The sequence below is a fragment of the uncultured Senegalimassilia sp. genome, assembly GCF_934630535.1.
Classification (GTDB): Bacteria; Actinomycetota; Coriobacteriia; order Coriobacteriales; family Eggerthellaceae; genus Senegalimassilia.
Genome location: NZ_CAKTVU010000004.1, coordinates 116517 through 133873, shown reverse-complemented (window position 1 = coordinate 133873; position 17357 = coordinate 116517). Strand labels below are relative to the sequence as shown.

Below are 17357 nucleotides of genomic sequence, written 5' to 3'. Positions count from 1 at the left end.
CGTTTCGCGCGATTGCGATTATGGTCGCACGCAATGCGTTCGTTATCTTCTCGAAGAACTAATTTGACAGCTGTGAGTGCAAGCCTTAGAAGACAACCGCCATCACGCTGAGCAGAATGCATTGCACTAAAACGAAAATGGTTACGCGCACGTTGCTGCTTTTGAATTTTGCTTTTGGGTCTTTCGAGCCGATTAGTTTCAGATACAGTCGAACTATTGTTACCAAGAACGCAACCATTGCGATATCGCATGCAATTGAGAATATCTGGGCCATTTCGTAAATGCCCATGCTTCGCCCGATTTCATAGAACAGCAGACTTGCGTCGGTGGCAAAAAAGGCAAACGTAACAGCGCATGCCAACATGCCGATTTCCTTGGCTTTTGCATCTTGTTGCTGTTTCTGATGATTTGCTTTCTCGTCATATTTGTATACCAGCTGAAGACAATTGCCATTCATCAATTGAAAAGCAACGAACAGCGAAGCGCATCCAAAGATGACGGCGAAGAAGATTTGCAGCAATCCCATGAATGGACCTCATCTCTCTAGTGTTTGAGCATCGTTTCTACCACACGATAACAGAATTGCTTGCGAGAATCGCTGCTGCGTACCAGGCACCTAAAGCGATGTTCACCGAGCAAATCTGCGACATTGCGGCTTGTCGGGTATTGGGTGCCAGTGGATTGCTTCGCAAAGCTTTCAACAACGGATATGTCGAGAGCAACATGAAGGGAATCATGATAAGACCTTGCGTAAAGAAGACGCCGACGATAAGGATTATCGCAATCAACCATAGCCACAGTATAGCGTGGTACAACGTACGCGCTTTCTCTCGATTCAGCAGCACGGATAGCGTGCGTCGATGAGCTACGATATCTTTTTCGATGTCGCACGTGTTGTTTGTGAACATGATCAAACCGATGCCGAGAATCTCCGGTAGAGCCCAAAGCATGGCAAGGGGAGTAAGAACGCCTGTGAGAACCTGATAGCATGCCAACGGGATAAGGCCTCCCATGACGATGCCGCTGACAGCTTCCCCGAGCGGAAGGTAGGAAATAGGAGTTTTGCCCGCAGAGTAGAGCACAACGAACACTGCCCCGACAGCGCCGATTGCAAGGGGAATCAATCCTGCGTGATAAATCACGTAGCCACCAAGGACAAATGCTGAAATCAGCAAAGCAATGGCAAACACAAGCGCGCTTCTGGGGTTTACATTGTTGTAAATCAGAACGGCATCGGTGGGATCGACATCGTCTTCCGACGAATCGGTTCCCTTCACATAGTCGTAGTAATCATTGAACGTGTTTACTGAACTTTGCATCAGAATGCAAATTGCTAGTAAGACAACAGCTAACGTGGCCGATACCTGGTAACCGGTTGCGATAGCCAATGAAGTTGCTACAGCAACAGGCACAATTGCAGCTGGCCAGGTGTGGGGTGCGGCGATATCCAATGCCATTTGAGCCGTGAAACGACCATAGGCCCGTTCCTTAGGATTCGATGAGAGGCTTGTCATTGATTGTTTCGCTTTCTAGGATCGTTTTGCAGAAGACCGTTTCCCGCATCTTTAATGCGGGCAATAGTTTGATTTTTCAACGTGGCGCCAAGACTTCCCAAGGTAGATGCCAGGAACTGCTTGGTATCGGAGTCGAGTTTTGATCCGGCGCCCATAACGGTGGCGACGTTGGCTCCCAAACGAGTTTGAAATTCAGCCCAGCTTGTTGCGTTGGTCTGCATGATCAAATCATATATCGTTTGAATGAACCGTTCGCGCTCCGCGGGCGTTTTACTGCGCAACCACGTGTCCAATGCTTCATCGAAGAACTGAGCGGAAGCGTTCAAATCTTCTTGATACACGAAATCGTTCCCATCCACTATCCACGAGAAAGGATGGTGTTGGAAAATGGCCGATGCCGACGACTGCACTACACGGTAATCATCGCGGCGTTCCAGTATCATTCCGAATGCGGAAGACTCGGGGACAAGCTTGTGCAGTTTGCGATCGTAATCTGCGGTTGTGCGACGAGGGGAGGGGTCTTCAAGAAACGAGGGTCCGTCGTGATCGTACACGGCCACGATTCGCTGGTAGGTACCTTCATCTGTGCACAAAGCCGCGTATTGCGCAAGGTTTCCGCCTTTCGAATGACCGCCAAGTATGAGCGGGCATTGCGTGGCCGAAGAGACACCGGAAACATATGCAAGGGCGGAGCGTTGGGAGGGAATGACGGGTTTATATGAGAGATTGAAATCCTCTTTCCAGCCCGTTAGCGTTCCGTCGGTTCCACGGAACGCGATATAAGCCATGGCCCCGCTCGTAGAATGCAAGAAAAACGTAGTAGCCGAGAATTGCTTATCAACTGCGTCGGAGATTTCGTCGACGAAGAACGCTACGGAAACGTTTCGATAGCGTCGACTTGCCCGAATTGCTTGAACAAAGCGTAGGGTGTCCTCAGAGTCCTTTAGCCAGCTCCCTTCAGTGAGCCAGTCGACTTCGCATAGGGCCAATATATCGGATAGCAATACGGGAGTTGAGGTGTGCGTATCCAATGGGCAGCTAACCGTGGAAAGCTCAGGTTTGAGAACAAGCTTATCGAAATTGAAATAACATAGCGATGAAAGCACTAGTGAATCAACCGCGTTCACGGGTGATTCGGTAAACGTTCGCTGTTCGCGTTCGATATACGTTACGATTGAGTCCATTACTTCATTCTAATCGTTTTACTAGGTTCTTGGAGGTTGCTATGAAAGTTTGCACACCCATAGCCGTTCGTTATGCGGAAACCGACAAGATGGCGGTTGTCTACCATGCGAACTACTTGCTGTATTTCGAGGATGCCCGCACCCATTTTCTCGAGGAACTTGGGTATCCCTATGAACAAATCGAGAAAGCTGGATATTTGTCTCCCGTTGTGTCGTTTGAGATTCATTACGGAGAGCCTTTGCGGTATGGCGATGTGGCCGTTGTTCGCACTTGGGTCAGCGAATCGCGGGGTACTAAAACTACCTATTCGTACGAGGTGTTCAAGCAAGGCGACGATATCGAGACCGCTAAACCTTGCTGCACCGGCAGCAGCGTACATTGCCTTGTCGATGCCAGCACGTTTAAGCCGGTGAGCATTAAACGCACGTTGCCTGAACTGTTTAATCTTTATGAACAGGTTTGTGAAGGATAGGCAATGAATGATAGCGGACTCCAAGGCTAGCGATCAGCAGCATCTGAATCTATCATTACGTGGGTAGCGATTCGATCGGTTTGCATAGCAATCTCAAGCCTACACATACTTAATTGAACTTACAAGCAAAGTTATAACGCTTTGCAGAGTTAACGGACGGCCCCTTGAAGTTGCGATTGCGAACAAAAACCTTTTAACAAAATCCTTTTCACATTTGCTTACATGTTCGCAAAACTGAGCTAGCCTTGCAGGGCTTTCAGCAATGCTCCGTTGATGTCGCTGTCGACAACCCATGACTTATCGACCTTATGCAAGGTTACCGTAATAGGGTCATGTGTCACGGGTGCTGCTGCACTGATGATAGCGAGTGTGCTTTCGGCAACTTCGGATTTCGTTTGCTCCTCAGTGTTGTTTGCACTCGCACCGGATTCGAAATCTTCCTTGGCTTTCTGGTCAAGGGCGGCAAAGATGCTGTTCGTGGTTTTGCAGGTTATGGTGACATCGACGGTTGCCGTGTCCTTGTTGATATCGATAGAACCTAGCGTGTAGTCAAACCCATCAAGGAACGTGGAGATATACGTTACCGGGTCTATGCCGATATCTGAGATCTGCTGCTTGGCATCGTCTGAGAGCAAGCTTGCCAATGTAGCCTCATCTTTTGATTTGATAGCTTCCAGGGGTTGAGAGATCGCTTGTTCGATGCGCTCCTCGTTCGAAGGGCCGCAACCTGTTAATCCTAACAACAGAAAACTAGTAGCGACCATCACTGCAGCGACACAGGCGACACGAATCGATATCGACTTGAAATCTAGTGCTTTAGAGTTCATGGACCTACCACCTTAGAATTTCAGTTCGCTAGTTTACATAACATATATTATCGATAAATTAATAGACGGCCTTTAATTCACTCGAGTGGGCTCTTGGATTTCAAAGAGCCCACTCTTCGGTTTTGGATTGCTGATTAGCCACGTTTGCTGATGGTCGGCAATTGACATATCGAAGGACTTGCGGAATACGCCTTAACCCCATGTCGAGGAACCAGCAGCGGTTCCTGCGCTCATATTGCCGGCAACGCTTGCAAAGTCCCCGCTTTGGAGCATCTGCTCGATGACGGGAAACATGATTACAAACGAGATCGCGTTAAGCGCTACGGCTACCAAGCAGATGGTCAATGCGGTACGCGTTGATTTCAGCATGTCACGAGCCACTGCGGCGGTTTCGTTGGATTTCTGCATGAGTGCTCGCAATTTGCGGTATGCCAGAAACGCGCAGATGGCGCCAACGCTTCCTAGCAAGATGCCACCAACAAACAGCGAAACAGGACCTGCAATGTAGGCAAAAGTCGTTTGCGAACGTACAGACCTCAGCGTACGTTCATCTAGCGCGTTCGGCTTAAACTGCTTATCACCGTTATCGGGGTTCGATTGCGTTTCCGCATTGTTATACGGCTTACGATTCTCGTCGAGGTAAGGACCTGGACGGTTGTCATTTTGATCGGCCACATTTGCTCCTAATTGCTTACTCCGCTGCTACCGAAACCCGATGCCCCTCGTTGCGAGCATGACAATTCCTCGACGTGCTCGAATTCGATTAATGGCACGGGCATGACGATAAGCTGTGCGATTCGGTCACCGATTTCAATCGTAAACGAATCGTTTGGGTCGGTGTTCACAAGAACAACCTTTAACTCGCCTCGATAATTGCTATCAACAAGGCCGGGTGCGTTGACGATAGAGATGCCATGTTTAGCGGCCAAACCGCTGCGGGGTAAAACGAAACCTGCATATCCTTCAGGAAGCGCGATTGCCAATCCGGTTGGCACCATTGCGCGCTCCTGGGGTTTCAGCACGATTCGCTCAACGGATCGCAGATCTACGCCAGCGTCACCGTTATAGGCGGTATGAGGAATCTGGGCATCGTTGCAAAGGATTTTTATCGGGATATGCACGGTACTCATAGGCTATTTCAACCCTTCAAGAGCTGCAGCGAACTCCTCAACATTTTGAAAATCTTTATACACGCTTGCGAAACGTACGTACGCAACATCATCAAGCTTGGCTAACCGCACCAACGCCATGTCGCCGAGTTCTTTTGAGCCGATCTCGCTCTTGGATGCATTGCGAAGCTCCGCTTCAATGCTGTCGATCAATGCGCCCAATTGCTCGGGAGCGATAGGTCGCTTTGCGCAGGCAATCAAAAGACCCCTCATTAGCTTCTGTCGGTCGTAGGCTTCAGACGACCCATCGGACTTGATGATGATGAGCGGATTGTCGCCTAAGCGCTCATACGTAGTAAACCTTCGACCGCATTCGAGACATTCGCGCCTACGACGAATGCTGCTGCCATCATCAGATGGACGGGAATCAACTACTTTGGATTCTATGTTTCCGCATGCCGGGCATTTCATACAATCGCACTCCTTCGCTCGATGATATGTAGCCTAACATACAAGATATAGCGGTTAATACCCAGTTGTAAAAGAGTGCATCAAATCGTGACACAAGATATTGACCTTAGAAGTAAGCTGGGACAAGCAAGGTTTTACAAAATCCCGGCAACAATGGTAAGCAACGTAATCAGACCAATCACGCCAATGGTTTGGGCTGGGGTTGCTCGCGATTCTGACCGGCGAAGCGTATGGGGGTTATGGCGATTGTCTATATTGGCGCAATCGTACTGCTGATTCGGAACGCGAGAAGATGACGTTGCCCCGCTGATTTGCCGTGAATCATTGCCGGCTCCGGGGAATTGAATAATATGCGCAGATGAAACGCGCATATCGAGCTTAAGTGCCGTCGTTCCGTTAACCGCCGGATGAGAATCACCGTGTTGCATATTTCCTCCCCTTTGCTCTTGCGTAGAACCTTTGTTCGCATATATAATAGAGCGAACAAAGGTTCATGTCAACAGAGAAACAAACGGATGTTCGTTATGCAAACCTCGAAAGGAAAGCCCATGACCGAGAAGATCACTAAGCGCCAGCAGGCTGTGCTCGATGTCATCGAGCAGTGTATTCGCGAAAAGGGCTTTGGTCCCACGGTTCGCGAAGTGTGTCAGGCTTTGGGGCTTTCCTCTCCTTCCACGGTGCATGTTCACTTGAAAGCCCTTGAGGAAAAAGGCCTCATCAAACGCGATGCATTGAAATCGCGCTCGATTGCGCTCACCTATCCGCTAGACCATACGGAAGACGCAACGAATATCATCCAAGCTCAGTTTGACGATATCGTTTCTGTTCCGTTGGTTGGAGATGTTGCTGCAGGCGTCCCCATCCTTGCCGAGCAAAACATCACCAACACCATGTCGCTGCCTACCGAAATCGTTGGCGATGCCCCGTCTTTTATGCTGTCTGTGCATGGCGAAAGCATGATCGAGGCAGGCATTAACGATGGTGATTACGTTGTGGTTAAAGAGCAGCCGGTCGCAAACAACGGGGACATTGTTGTTGCCATTATCGATGATGGTGCCACGGTGAAACGCTTCTACAAAGAGCAGGATCATATTCGACTGCAGCCGGAGAACTCCTCCATGGACCCCATTATCACCACCAACTGCTCTATTGCCGGCAAAGTGGTCGCTGTCTTCCGTCGTTTGTAATCGTATCGTTTTGGGTCAAGGCGTCCTATCGGACGATGTTTGCTATGCATTGTTCTAACGGGCGATTACCTGATAGATATTTGTGGTCGAGAAATACAGGAGAGCACGAATTCGGTCAACTCACCACCGGTATATCTTGATCGTTCGATCACGTGCTTTGCGTTCATTGCTCATGCCCGCAAAACCCAGATGTTCGAGCCGTCATCAATTAGGAATGTCAATGGCGGCTCGAATGGTGCAAGTTCGATGAAACTGATTTGACTTCGTGCAAGTCTTTCATGCAAATGTAATCGGTTGCGATCCTGTTATTTGCTGATAGCTGTAGGTGGTGTCTAATCCGCATAAGGCCTACTTGCTATTCCCCCCTTTGCACGTTGCAAAACGCTGTGAACTCATCAACAAATGGTTTTGGTACCAACATCGTAAGATGAGTGCCTGTTTCGATGTGTTCTTCGGTGATGATCCTGCATCGCTCATGCGCCTTCGACACCATATCGCCTCGTTGATATGGAATCACTACATCAAGGTGCGTGTCTTGAGCGGATGCAACATGGGCGATCCTATCGACAAGCTGGTCTATGCCCTCCCCTGTTTCCGCTGATACCAGCAATGCATCATATCGATGAGCTAATGCTTCCTGCTCTTCTGCCGGAAGCAAATCGCATTTATTGAAAACCAGCAATCTGGGCAATGCTTGCGCCTTGATTTGCTCGAGCACTTCATCGACTGCAAGTATTTGCTCTTCGAATTCTTCTGATGACGCATCTACAACATGCAATATCAAATCCGATCCGGTGATTTCATCCAAGGTAGATTTAAATGCTTCAACCAGAGTAGTGGGAAGCTTTTGAATGAACCCGACGGTATCGGTCAGCGTTATCTCGCGTCCTTCTGGTAATTCATACTTCCTTGTTGTGGAATCAAGCGTTGCAAACAATTTATCGTAAGCAAGCACGTCGGCTTTCGTCAGTCGATTCAGCAAGCTAGACTTTCCAGCATTGGTATAGCCGGCGAGCGAGACCTTGAACATTCCGCTTTCGTATCTGCTCTCTCGCTGTACAGCACGAACTTCAGCCAAATGCGCAAGTTCACGTTTAATGCTGGTAATTCGTTTGCGAACCAATCGGCGGTCTACCTCCAGCTGGCTTTCACCTTCGCCGAAACGACTGCCTACACCACCGCCCATGCGGTTCGATGCCAAATGGGACCACATGCCTCGAAGCCTAGGAAGCAAATATTGGTTTTGTGCAAGGCGAACTTGCAAACGGCCCTCTTTAGTTGTTGCGTGAAGTGCGAAAATGTCCAGAATCAAGGCGGTGCGATCGATCACTTTCAAGTCTCGATCTACGGCTTTCTCAAGGTTCGATTGCTGCGAAGGGGTCAGCTCGTCATCGAAAATAATCAGGTCAGCACCAGTCGATCTGCAGAGGCGTGAAATCTCCTCTACCTTTCCGCTTCCCACGAAAGTCCTAGGATTGGGAGATTCAAGCTTTTGGGTGGTAACAGCCACCGTATCTGCTCCGGCAGTGTCCGCCAAACGCTCAAGCTCTGCCAAAGAAGATGAGATATTCCAACGCATACCGGGACGTTCGACGCCGACAAGCACGGCTTTTTCACGCTTCTCTTCAAACGTCGTTTTTGCGCCTTTGACTAACACCGATTGGTATTCTGACATCGGCAATCCTCTCGGGTGGTTTCAAGCTGGTTTTCGTCAATTGGGATGGATTACTGCCTATGCTTGATTAGTTCCTGCGAAATGAAAACAAGCGCAGGTTCTTGCCTGCGCTTGTCGATAGTAACATAAGCGATTCAGCTACGAAAAACTACACTTCCACGGTACCCTGGAAAGCTTCCGTTGCGGAACCAGTCATCATGACATGATCGTCGGAATCCCAGTTGATGTGGAGCGTACCACCACGCAGCACCACATCGTTTTCCCTGGATGCACGCCCAGTCAATGCTGCTGCAACGTTAGTAGCACACGCGCCGGTGCCACAAGCAAGAGTCTCGCCGCACCCACGCTCAAACACGCGCATTTCAATAGCATTATCCCCGACATGGGCAAACTCGACGTTGGTTTTCTCGGGGAACGTTGCATGGCTTTCGTAATATGCGCCGATTCGATTTAAATCAAGCGTTGTCAGGCACTTATCACCGGCATTGACGAACAGTTCATCAGGAAGCATGCCGAAGTCATCAATGAAGCAAATAACATGAGGATTGCCCATCGAGACACAGGTAAAGGCAAAATCACCCCAAGGAGATGGGATAACTTGTTCTTTCACAAACCCGATACCTTCATCGGTTTGAGCGTTTGCAGGCAAATCAACCGGAACATCTTGCGGATCAAGCACCGGATGACCCATATCGACGGTTGCGAACGTCAACTTGTCATGTTTGTCAACTTCGAAGCTGATCGGCTTGGGACCGGCTAACGTGTCAGCTACGAAACGGCCATCGCTGGCAAGCACGTAACCGCGGTCGACAAGATACTTTGCAAAACAACGAACGCCATTGCCGCACATTTGAGCAAGCGTGCCGTCGGCGTTAATGTAATGCATATACGCTGCGCATTCAGAGCGTTCCGAAGGGCGAACCATAATCACCCCGTCTGCGCCGATACCAAAATGACGATCGCAAAGCAAAGAAACCTGCTGTTGCGTCAATTCGATATCTCGTGAAAAATCATCGATGAAAACGAAATCATTGCCAAGACCATGAAGCTTAACAAAATCTAATTCCATGAGGTATTACGCACGCTCCTTTGAGAAGTTAATACACGTTCTATAGTTTATCAATCAAAGCCAGGGCTTCGTTTGCGAGTGCTTCGGTATCCCCTGAATCTGCGCAAAGCCAGTGAATCCTCTTGTCTTTCTTGAACCAAGTTCGTTGACGCTTAGCGTATCGGCAGGTTGAAACCTTTATAGACTCAACGGCCTCTTCCATAGGAGTGTTGCCGTCAAGTGCGGCTACGATTTCTTTATAGCCGATTGCCTGTGGTGCGGTTATCCCATCGCGGAAGCCGGATGCAAGCAGGGCTTCAACCTCCTGAATGAGCCCTTTGTCGATCATGGCATCTACTCGCGTCCGAATACGTCCGCGCAGTATATCTGGGTCAACCGATAATCCAATAAACACCGCAGGAACCCATTGCGGCAAGGTTTGAAGGCGCTGTTTTTGAATCGCATAGCTATCCCCTGATTCAAGCAGCTCAAATGCGCGAACTACTCGTTTCACATCGGCTGGCGGAATGATTTGGGCGCTTTCAGGGTCACGCTTGTTCAACTCGCTCCATAGCGCATCGACCCCATGTGCAGCGGCAAAAGTGTTCCAACGTTCACGAATAGGGTTATCGACTTGCTCGCCATCAGGGAATTCATAGGCATCGATTGCCGCGCGCACGTAAAAACCCGTTCCACCGGCCAAGATGCTGCGCTTTCCCTTTGATTCGATTTCAACGAAGCTCTGGCGCGCGTAAGCTTGAAACAATGCTGCCGAAAACGGTTCCCCGGGATCGACCAAGTCAAAACCATGATGGGAAACGAGGCGTTCGCTTACGGGAAGCTTTCCCGTCCCTATGTCCATACCGCGATATACCTGCATGGAATCAGCGCTGACCACTTCGCCGTTTATCCGCTGTGCGATTACTTGTGCGACATCCGTTTTTCCCGAAGCGGTAGGGCCTACTACGCAGATTACAGGCTGAGACAAGGCTGCAGCAGCCGCATTAACGGATATTGCAGCCTTTGATGCGTTATTCAACGATCTCGCCAGCCAAATACCAGGTTTTTGCTTCATTCACCCGAACGTTCACAATGGAACCGGCAAGCTGCTCAGGCGTTTTGCCGGCAGGCACCGGCGCGTGAACCGTTTGATTCTTCGGGCTTTTACCTGCAATGAGCAACTCATCGCGTTTAGAGGAGCCTTCCACCAATACCGGAATGGTAGCTCCCAGATCAAGCTGGTTTTTCTCGAATGCGTGCGCTTGAACGATATCCACCAAGCGGTCGAATCGCTTCTGGATCACGTCGTGCGGGGTATTGTCCTCCATGCTTGCTGCTGGAGTCCCCTCTCGCTTCGAGTAGATGAAGGTGAACACCTGGTGATAGCCGATTTCGTCGACAAGACGAGCCGTATCCATGAAGTCCTTCTCGGTTTCGCCGGGGAATCCCACGATAATGTCGGTGGATAAGGCGATATCCGGGCAAGCATCACGTAATTTGCTCACCAGCTGCCGATAATGCGCCGAAGTGTAGCGGCGATTCATAAGCTGCAAAATGCGATCAGACCCGGACTGAGCCGGCAGGTGCAAAGCCGGCATCAGCGAGCGCAGCGTTCCGAACTGAGCGATAACCTCATCGGACAAGTCTTTGGGATGGCTCGTGGCAAAACGCAAACGTTCAACGCCCGTCTCGTCAAGAGCCTTGAGAATCTGAGTAAAACGAGGGCTACCATACAAATCGCGCCCATAAGAGTTAACGTTTTGGCCAAGCAGCGTGATTTCTTTCACGCCTGCAGCAACATAGCGCTCCGCTTCGGAAACGATATCTTCGATGGGACGCGATTTCTCACGACCGCGCACATATGGAACGATGCAATACGTGCAGAAATTGTTGCATCCGATGGTGATGGGAAGCCATGCTGCCCACGAATGTTCTCGGCTTGTCGGAAGCTCAGTGGGGAATGAAGCGGATGCATCAAGCACCTCGACCTGATGACCGCCTTCTTCGATGGCGGCTTGCAGCAAATGCGGCAGCGAGGAGAGATTATGCGTTCCGAAAACCACATCGAGATGAGGGAGCTTCTTCGTCAGCTCATCGCCGTCGCGCTGGCCGATGCAGCCTCCCACCGCAACGATGCGCTTGCTCAGCGGAGAACCGGTTCTCACGGGTATGTTCTTCAGGGAAGCAACCTGACCGTACAAACGCGTATCTGCCGCCTCGCGCACACAGCATGTCATATAGATCAGTATGTCGGCTTCCTCTACGGTGTCCACCATTAGGCCGCCAAGACCCTCGAGCATACCCGCAATGCGTTCGGAGTCGTGTTTGTTCATCTGGCATCCGAAGGTGCGGACGCAAAAGGTCATATTCATGAAGGGAGTTTGCATAAGGATATGGTTCCGATCGTATTGAGAATGTGAATGCTGCGAATGTCGAATCTATTCGCTAAGAGAAGGGTCTTCGATTGGCGTGCCTCGCGTATATCGAGGGTCGATGGCGAAACGAATGGCGGTGCGATATTCCCCATCGATCACAATGTCGGCAAACGAGGGGATGCACGCGACTTCGATGCCGACCGGCGAGAGAAACCCTCGAGAAATGGCGATTGCTTTGACCGCTTGATTCACCGCGCCGGCGCCGACAGCTTGGATTTCAACGCCAACGCCATCTTTTACCATGCCGGCAATGGCGCCCGCTACTGAAGCAGGAGACGATTTCGAGGAGACTTTCAGGCACCCTGATTCTGGGGCTTGTTGTTCGGCATTCATGCATTCACCTTTTCGTGTTCTGTTTGACCTGTGTTTCGGCGTAATAAAATGCAAGCTAAATTGTAGCTATAACGAAATATGTCCGCAACATAATGTGGAAGACCTGCGCTAAGACTGCATGACAACAGGTATGGTGATGCGGATGGCATCTTTGCTCACCTTGATCTGCGGTTCAGTGCTGTCATCGAGAAAGTACGCATCCGCCAGGTCGGCGTAAGCTTGTGAGATTTTGCGCGCGAAACGCGCAGCATCTTCGTCGGATAGCTTCAATCCTTTCGCGGGTCTCGCTGTGCTTGGCTTCTCGCGCGCGATGCCTTTTTCGTCTTCAAGCGCATCGGATGCTTGCAGCCCTTCGATTTTGATTTTCGAAAGCAATGGTGGCAATGGGGCGATTTGACCATCGAGAATGCGGCGTGCAGAACGTTCGGACATCAACAAACCAAGAGATTCCGCTACTTGATGGAACCCCGAAAGGCTTGCACAAGCTGATAAACGCTTGCATACAGGGAGTTTCTGATCGTTTCCACCAGCGAGCCTATCGGCAGCCGATAGGCTACCGAGCCCGAATGCAAACAGCGTTGCCGCGATATCCGTTGACGAGCCCATGAACACATTGACAGAGGTGCGAGATTCGACAGCGAACTCGCAAGCGGTTCGCAGAATGTTCTTCGGCCCACGCACGGAAACCGTTCCTGCTTCATTGAGTTCAAACGTAGGGAAACTCGATTGATCTGTTTTCTCGGGAAGCTTTTCCAGATTCGTTTCGACAACGAACGCCGAACCTAATCCCGCATCCGAGGCGACGATTTCCGCAGACTCGGCATTGACCGCAATGGAATACAGTGCCATGCCGCGGCCGTGAACGCCCCACTTATCCACATGCATGGAATCAAGCTTCGAGGTGACACGGGGTTCGAAAACCGTGCTCTGCAGATGTTTTGGGACGCCATCCCCGTCATCGATCATCACGATTCGCCTGGTAGTTCCCTCGCGAGTGCAAGCGACGAAGATGTTAGAAGCGTGAGCATCACGCGCGTTTCGCAGCATCTCGATGATGATATCCTCCGATGATCGGATATCCTGTGCTGCTTGCCGACGTTCCGCTTCCGAGCTACGTAAACGAACGAAGCCACCTCCGAGATCGGTTTCGACTCGAAGGTGGCCTTCTCCGCAAACGTCTTCGATAAACGAGGCAAGATTGCCATCGCCCATAGTTGACGCCTTTCGTTATTTTGCGATACCGATAGCTCGGCTCTCGCGGATGACAACGACTTTCACCTGACCAGGATACTGCATCTCGTCCTCGATACGCTTGGCGATATCGTGGGCAAGCACAGTGGTCTGAGCTTCGTCAACCACTTCCGGCTGCACCATGACGCGAACCTCGCGACCGGCCTGGATTGCATAGGTGCGCTCAACGCCCTTGTAGGAGTTTGCGATTTCCTCAAGCTTTTCCAAACGCTTGATGTATGCGTCAAGCGTTTCTTTACGAGCGCCGGGACGGGCAGCGGAAACCGCATCGGCGGCTTGCACGAGCACATCGAGAACGCTGTTGGGCTCAACATCGTTATGATGCGCCTCGATGGCATGCACGATAGAGGGCTTCTCGCCGAAACGACGAGCCAGATCCGCGCCGATGACCGCATGGCTTCCCTCAACCTCATGGTCGACGGCTTTGCCAAGGTCGTGCAGAAGGCCTGCGCGTTTAGCGGGAATTGGGTCAAGGCCAAGTTCGGAGGCCATAACACCGGACAGGTAAGCAACCTCAAGCGAATGATTCAGCACGTTCTGACCATACGAGGTTCGGTAACGCAAGCGTCCAAGCGTGCGAACGAGCTCGGGGTGCAGATCATGGATACCGGTATCGAAAGCAGCCTGCTCGCCTGCCTCCTGCACTCGCTGGTTCACGAGCTTTTCCGCCTTGCCGAACATCTCTTCGATGCGGGCGGGGTGGATACGGCCATCGGCGATAAGGTTCTCCATGGTGACGCGGCCGATTTCACGGCGAACCGGATCGAAGCAGGAGATGGTTACGCATTCAGGCGTATCGTCGATGATGAGATTGGTGCCGGTAAGCTGCTCGAAAGAGCGGATGTTGCGGCCCTCACGGCCGATGATGCGGCCCTTCAGGTCATCGGAAGGGATATGGATCGCCGAAACGGTGGTTTCGGCGGTATGATCTGCAGCTACACGCTGAATGGCAAGGCTGAGGATGGAGCGTGCCTTCTTATCGGCCTCCGCCTTGGTGCGAGCCTCGGAATCGCGGATGATAGCCGCGGACTCGTGCGCCACCTCGTCTTTAAGCGTATCGAGAAGCTCGGTTTTCGCCTCATCGGCAGTCATGCCCGCAACCTGCTGCAGGCGAATGCCGATTTGCTCTTCGGACTCGTCAAGATCGCGCTGGCGGCGATCAAGCTGGCCTTGCATGGAGGAGATCTGATGCTCGCGGGAGTCCAGAGACTTTTCGCGCGTGTCGAGCGATTCAACGCGGCGATCCAAAGACTCCTCGCGCTGATTCACGCGTTGCTCCGCGGCACGCACCTCCTTCAAGCGCTCTTTGTTCTCGGCCTGGGCCTCCTGGCGAAGACGCAATGCTTCGTCCTTGGCTTCGACCACTGCTTCACGACGCAAAGTTTCTGCCTGGCGCTTCGCGTCCTCGACGACGGTATGCGCTTCGTCGGCAGCGCGTTGGGCCGTTGATTTGGCAACGAATTTATTGATGACGAAACCGGCGGCGATGCCGATTACGGCGCCAACGATAAGCCAAATAATGGATTCCATGCTTGTCCCCCTTTCGAGTTTGGACGGGTACTGTGGGTTTCATAGGTTCCATTGCATAAAAAATCCCGGCATAACCGGGCATGAGCGTACGTGCGCAACGACTGGACGTATACATTTGTTTATATATTCCAACAGTGCCGTATAAGGCACGGTAGCTCAGGCTTATATTTCATGATAAAGGTTCTCTTTGAAATGGAAAAGGGCAACCATGCAAAAAAGCCGGTTCTACAGGAGAAACCGGCTTTTTAATGGCCTATGATCGGATCAATGGGCCGAAAGGCCGTCGCACCTGCATCGTTCCTCGAATATACGAGCTGCCGATGCCGCCACACTTGATGCATATCCTTTTTGCACGAGCTTTCGATATGCCGCTTCGCGAGTTCGTTTGGCTTTAGGCGGCTTGGCATCAAGCAGGCACAATGCGCGAGTTAGTTCATCTGGCCCGTTTTCGTTTGATAGCGCATCTTGGTATGCGGGGACGCTGCAAGGGTCGATATCCGCTTGTTCGAGCTCGAAAGCGATGCCCCGAAGCCCCTTTCCTTGGGAAAGCCTGCTTCGAACCAATACATCCGCGTAGCGCTCATCGCATACAAGTCCGCAGTCGATGGCCCTCTGCACAGCTTCGGATGCGACGTGCTCATCAAAACCATTTGCTATCAGTCGTTTACGAAGCAAGGTGCTGGCATGTTCGCGAATGCACAACAGGCGTTGGATTTTCGCAAACGCCTGTTGTGCTTGATCGCAATCTGCATCTGCATGCTTCGTCTGCTTGTTCTGCAGCTTCTGACCGTTGGCGCAACGACTCGAGCCCAAGCAACCATCCTGCAGAGGTGCGCTTTCAGACTGGAAGGTTTCCATGCAAGCAGCGTGTTTGCGATTCGGATTGGCAACGCCTAAAGCATCGGCTTCGTTTCGGGATGCGTGCTCCGAATACAGTTCATGCGCACCTGAGCCTTCTTCGATGGCTTTGATCCGGGCGCGCAGATCAGCCAAACAGCGCTCCCTTGCCATTGCATGCTGCATAGTTATTTCTTGCCCTTGGGTTTCGCCACGGGGTTGACGGCGTCGAAGTCTTCCTGCTCCTTGGTGATGATCGGGATATCGAACGCCTCTCGAACCTTCGTTTCCAGCTCATCGCGAAGATCGGGGTTCTCTTTCAACGTATGCTTTGCCGCTTCACGTCCTTGCCCTAAGCGCTCTTCACCATAGGTGTACCAAGCGCCCGATTTCTTGGCGACCCCTGCTTCCACCGCCATATCGACGATGCATCCCTCTCGAGAAATGCCTTCACCGTACATGAGGTCAAACTCTGCCTGGCGAAATGGCGGCGCAACCTTGTTCTTGACGACCTTGGCACGAACGCGGTTGCCTACGATTTCGCCATCGCGCTTAATGGAATCGATACGGCGAACATCGATTCGCACGCTGGAGAAGAATTTCAGCGCACGTCCGCCCGTTGTGGTTTCGGGGTTTCCGAACATCACGCCGATTTTCTCGCGCAGCTGATTAATGAAGATGCACGTGGTGTTTGATTTAGAAAGCGAGCCCGCAAGCTTTCGAAGGGCTTGGGACATAAGCCTTGCTTGCAGACCGACGGTGGTATCGCCGATCTCGCCTTCGATTTCGGCTCGGGGTACCAATGCCGCGACGGAGTCGATGACAACGCAATCGATTGCGCCCGAACGGACGAGCATGTCGCAAATCTCGAGAGCCTGCTCTCCGAAATCGGGTTGGGAGATGAGCACATCATCGATGTCCACTCCCAAGCGAGCCGCGTAGACCGGGTCAAGCGCATGCTCTGCATCGATGAACGCGACGACTCCGCCGAGTGCCTGTGCCTCTGCGAGAATTTGAAGCGCAAGCGTGGTTTTACCGCTAGATTCGGGTCCATATACTTCTATGATTCGGCCACGCGGAACTCCGCCGATCCCCAAAGCCGCATCAAGCGGCAAAGCGCCGGTGGGGATAGCGCCGATGTTCAGATCATGACCGCCATCGCCGTATTTCATGATGGAGCCTTTGCCGAACTTTGATTCGATTTGGTCGGTTGTGACCTTGAGCATCTTAGTTTTTTCTTCATTCATGCGCTGGTTACCCTTCCTTTGCGCTGCATTGCAACGCTACTGATTATACGAACGCTTGTTTCATAGTCAAGTACCAAATACAAACATCGGTACGACTTTTACTATGATAGCTCCCCCATCTTGCCCAACGCTTGCGCTCAATATCAAACAGGTTCACCTGAACCTTGCACGGTTGTCGGGTGAACCTGTTCGATTTCTACATTGTTAGTGCTGTTTCCGGACGCCGTCTATGGCGA

19 protein-coding genes are annotated in these 17357 nt (G+C 51.4%); 2 read left to right on the top strand and 17 right to left on the bottom strand.

Going from position 1 to position 17357, the window contains the following annotated elements; translation table 11 throughout:
- Nucleotides 1-85: 85 nt before the first annotated feature.
- Genes Q0D52_RS04160 through Q0D52_RS04150 form a run of 3 tightly spaced genes read right to left on the bottom strand, consistent with a single transcriptional unit; the run spans nt 86 to nt 2698 of the window.
- Complete coding sequence (locus Q0D52_RS04160) at nt 86-526, bottom strand: hypothetical protein (protein WP_294380358.1); 441 nt, start codon at nt 524-526, stop codon at nt 86-88.
- Nucleotides 527-563: 37 nt separating this feature from the next.
- The gene (locus Q0D52_RS04155; RefSeq protein WP_294380357.1) at nt 564-1514 is read right to left on the bottom strand and encodes a prenyltransferase; all 951 of its coding nucleotides are present in this window, start codon (nt 1512-1514) and stop codon (nt 564-566) included.
- Nucleotides 1511-2698 carry an Mbeg1-like protein gene (locus Q0D52_RS04150; RefSeq protein ID WP_294380355.1) on the bottom strand — a complete coding sequence of 396 codons (1188 nt, stop codon included), beginning with the start codon at nt 2696-2698 and terminating at the stop codon, nt 1511-1513. Before Q0D52_RS04150 ends, Q0D52_RS04155 begins: the two co-directional genes overlap by 4 nt.
- Before the next feature lie 41 nt (nt 2699-2739).
- On the opposite strand from Q0D52_RS04150, the gene Q0D52_RS04145 reads away from it, so the two are divergent.
- Nucleotides 2740-3171 (top strand): thioesterase family protein, encoded by a 432-nt coding sequence (locus Q0D52_RS04145; protein ID WP_294360963.1) that lies wholly within the window; start codon nt 2740-2742, stop codon nt 3169-3171.
- 239 nt (nt 3172-3410) lie between these two features.
- Here Q0D52_RS04145 and Q0D52_RS04140 read toward each other — a convergent pair whose 3' ends face one another.
- The 5 genes from Q0D52_RS04140 to Q0D52_RS04120 all read right to left on the bottom strand — a co-directional run bounded on the left by Q0D52_RS04140 (nt 3411) and on the right by Q0D52_RS04120 (nt 6006).
- Nucleotides 3411-3998 carry a hypothetical protein gene (locus Q0D52_RS04140; protein WP_294380354.1) on the bottom strand — a complete coding sequence of 196 codons (588 nt, stop codon included), beginning with the start codon at nt 3996-3998 and terminating at the stop codon, nt 3411-3413.
- Between the two features lie 192 nt (nt 3999-4190).
- Entirely contained in the window at nt 4191-4673 is a 483-nt protein-coding gene (locus Q0D52_RS04135) for a hypothetical protein (protein WP_294380352.1), read from the bottom strand.
- An 8-nt stretch (nt 4674-4681) separates the two neighbouring features.
- Nucleotides 4682-5128, bottom strand: coding sequence for a dUTP diphosphatase (dut, locus tag Q0D52_RS04130; RefSeq protein WP_294380349.1), 447 nt, complete (start codon nt 5126-5128; stop codon nt 4682-4684).
- Between the two features lie 3 nt (nt 5129-5131).
- The gene (gene nrdR, locus Q0D52_RS04125) at nt 5132-5578 is read right to left on the bottom strand and encodes a transcriptional regulator NrdR (RefSeq protein ID WP_294380347.1); all 447 of its coding nucleotides are present in this window, start codon (nt 5576-5578) and stop codon (nt 5132-5134) included.
- Between the two features lie 134 nt (nt 5579-5712).
- Nucleotides 5713-6006, bottom strand: a complete 294-nt coding sequence (locus tag Q0D52_RS04120; protein WP_294360978.1) for a hypothetical protein — start codon at nt 6004-6006, stop codon at nt 5713-5715.
- 120 nt (nt 6007-6126) lie between these two features.
- Between Q0D52_RS04120 and lexA the strand changes: the two genes are divergently transcribed.
- Nucleotides 6127-6765, top strand: a complete 639-nt coding sequence (gene lexA, locus Q0D52_RS04115) for a transcriptional repressor LexA (protein WP_294360982.1) — start codon at nt 6127-6129, stop codon at nt 6763-6765.
- A gap of 355 nt (nt 6766-7120) precedes the next feature.
- Here the strand turns inward: lexA and hflX are convergent, their stop codons facing one another.
- From hflX to recA, 9 genes are all read right to left on the bottom strand, one after another.
- Nucleotides 7121-8440, bottom strand: coding sequence for a GTPase HflX (gene hflX / locus Q0D52_RS04110; RefSeq protein WP_294380346.1), 1320 nt, complete (start codon nt 8438-8440; stop codon nt 7121-7123).
- Nucleotides 8441-8588: 148 nt separating this feature from the next.
- Nucleotides 8589-9509, bottom strand: coding sequence for a diaminopimelate epimerase (dapF, locus tag Q0D52_RS04105; RefSeq protein ID WP_294380345.1), 921 nt, complete (start codon nt 9507-9509; stop codon nt 8589-8591).
- 40 nt (nt 9510-9549) lie between these two features.
- Nucleotides 9550-10563, bottom strand: a complete 1014-nt coding sequence (gene miaA / locus Q0D52_RS04100) for a tRNA (adenosine(37)-N6)-dimethylallyltransferase MiaA (protein WP_294380343.1) — start codon at nt 10561-10563, stop codon at nt 9550-9552.
- Nucleotides 10520-11854, bottom strand: coding sequence for a tRNA (N6-isopentenyl adenosine(37)-C2)-methylthiotransferase MiaB (gene miaB / locus Q0D52_RS04095; protein WP_366930325.1), 1335 nt, complete (start codon nt 11852-11854; stop codon nt 10520-10522). Before miaB ends, miaA begins: the two co-directional genes overlap by 44 nt.
- Before the next feature lie 72 nt (nt 11855-11926).
- Nucleotides 11927-12256, bottom strand: coding sequence for a stage V sporulation protein S (locus Q0D52_RS04090; RefSeq protein WP_294360996.1), 330 nt, complete (start codon nt 12254-12256; stop codon nt 11927-11929).
- A 108-nt stretch (nt 12257-12364) separates the two neighbouring features.
- Nucleotides 12365-13468: an ATP-binding protein gene (locus Q0D52_RS04085; protein ID WP_294380339.1), complete on the bottom strand. Its 1104-nt coding sequence runs from the start codon at nt 13466-13468 to the stop codon at nt 12365-12367.
- Nucleotides 13469-13483: 15 nt separating this feature from the next.
- Entirely contained in the window at nt 13484-15037 is a 1554-nt protein-coding gene (gene rny, locus Q0D52_RS04080) for a ribonuclease Y (RefSeq protein WP_294380336.1), read from the bottom strand.
- 264 nt (nt 15038-15301) lie between these two features.
- Complete coding sequence (locus Q0D52_RS04075) at nt 15302-16030, bottom strand: RecX family transcriptional regulator (protein WP_294380333.1); 729 nt, start codon at nt 16028-16030, stop codon at nt 15302-15304.
- Between the two features lie 32 nt (nt 16031-16062).
- Entirely contained in the window at nt 16063-17121 is a 1059-nt protein-coding gene (recA, locus tag Q0D52_RS04070) for a recombinase RecA (RefSeq protein WP_294361009.1), read from the bottom strand.
- Between the last annotated feature and the right edge of the window lie 236 nt (nt 17122-17357).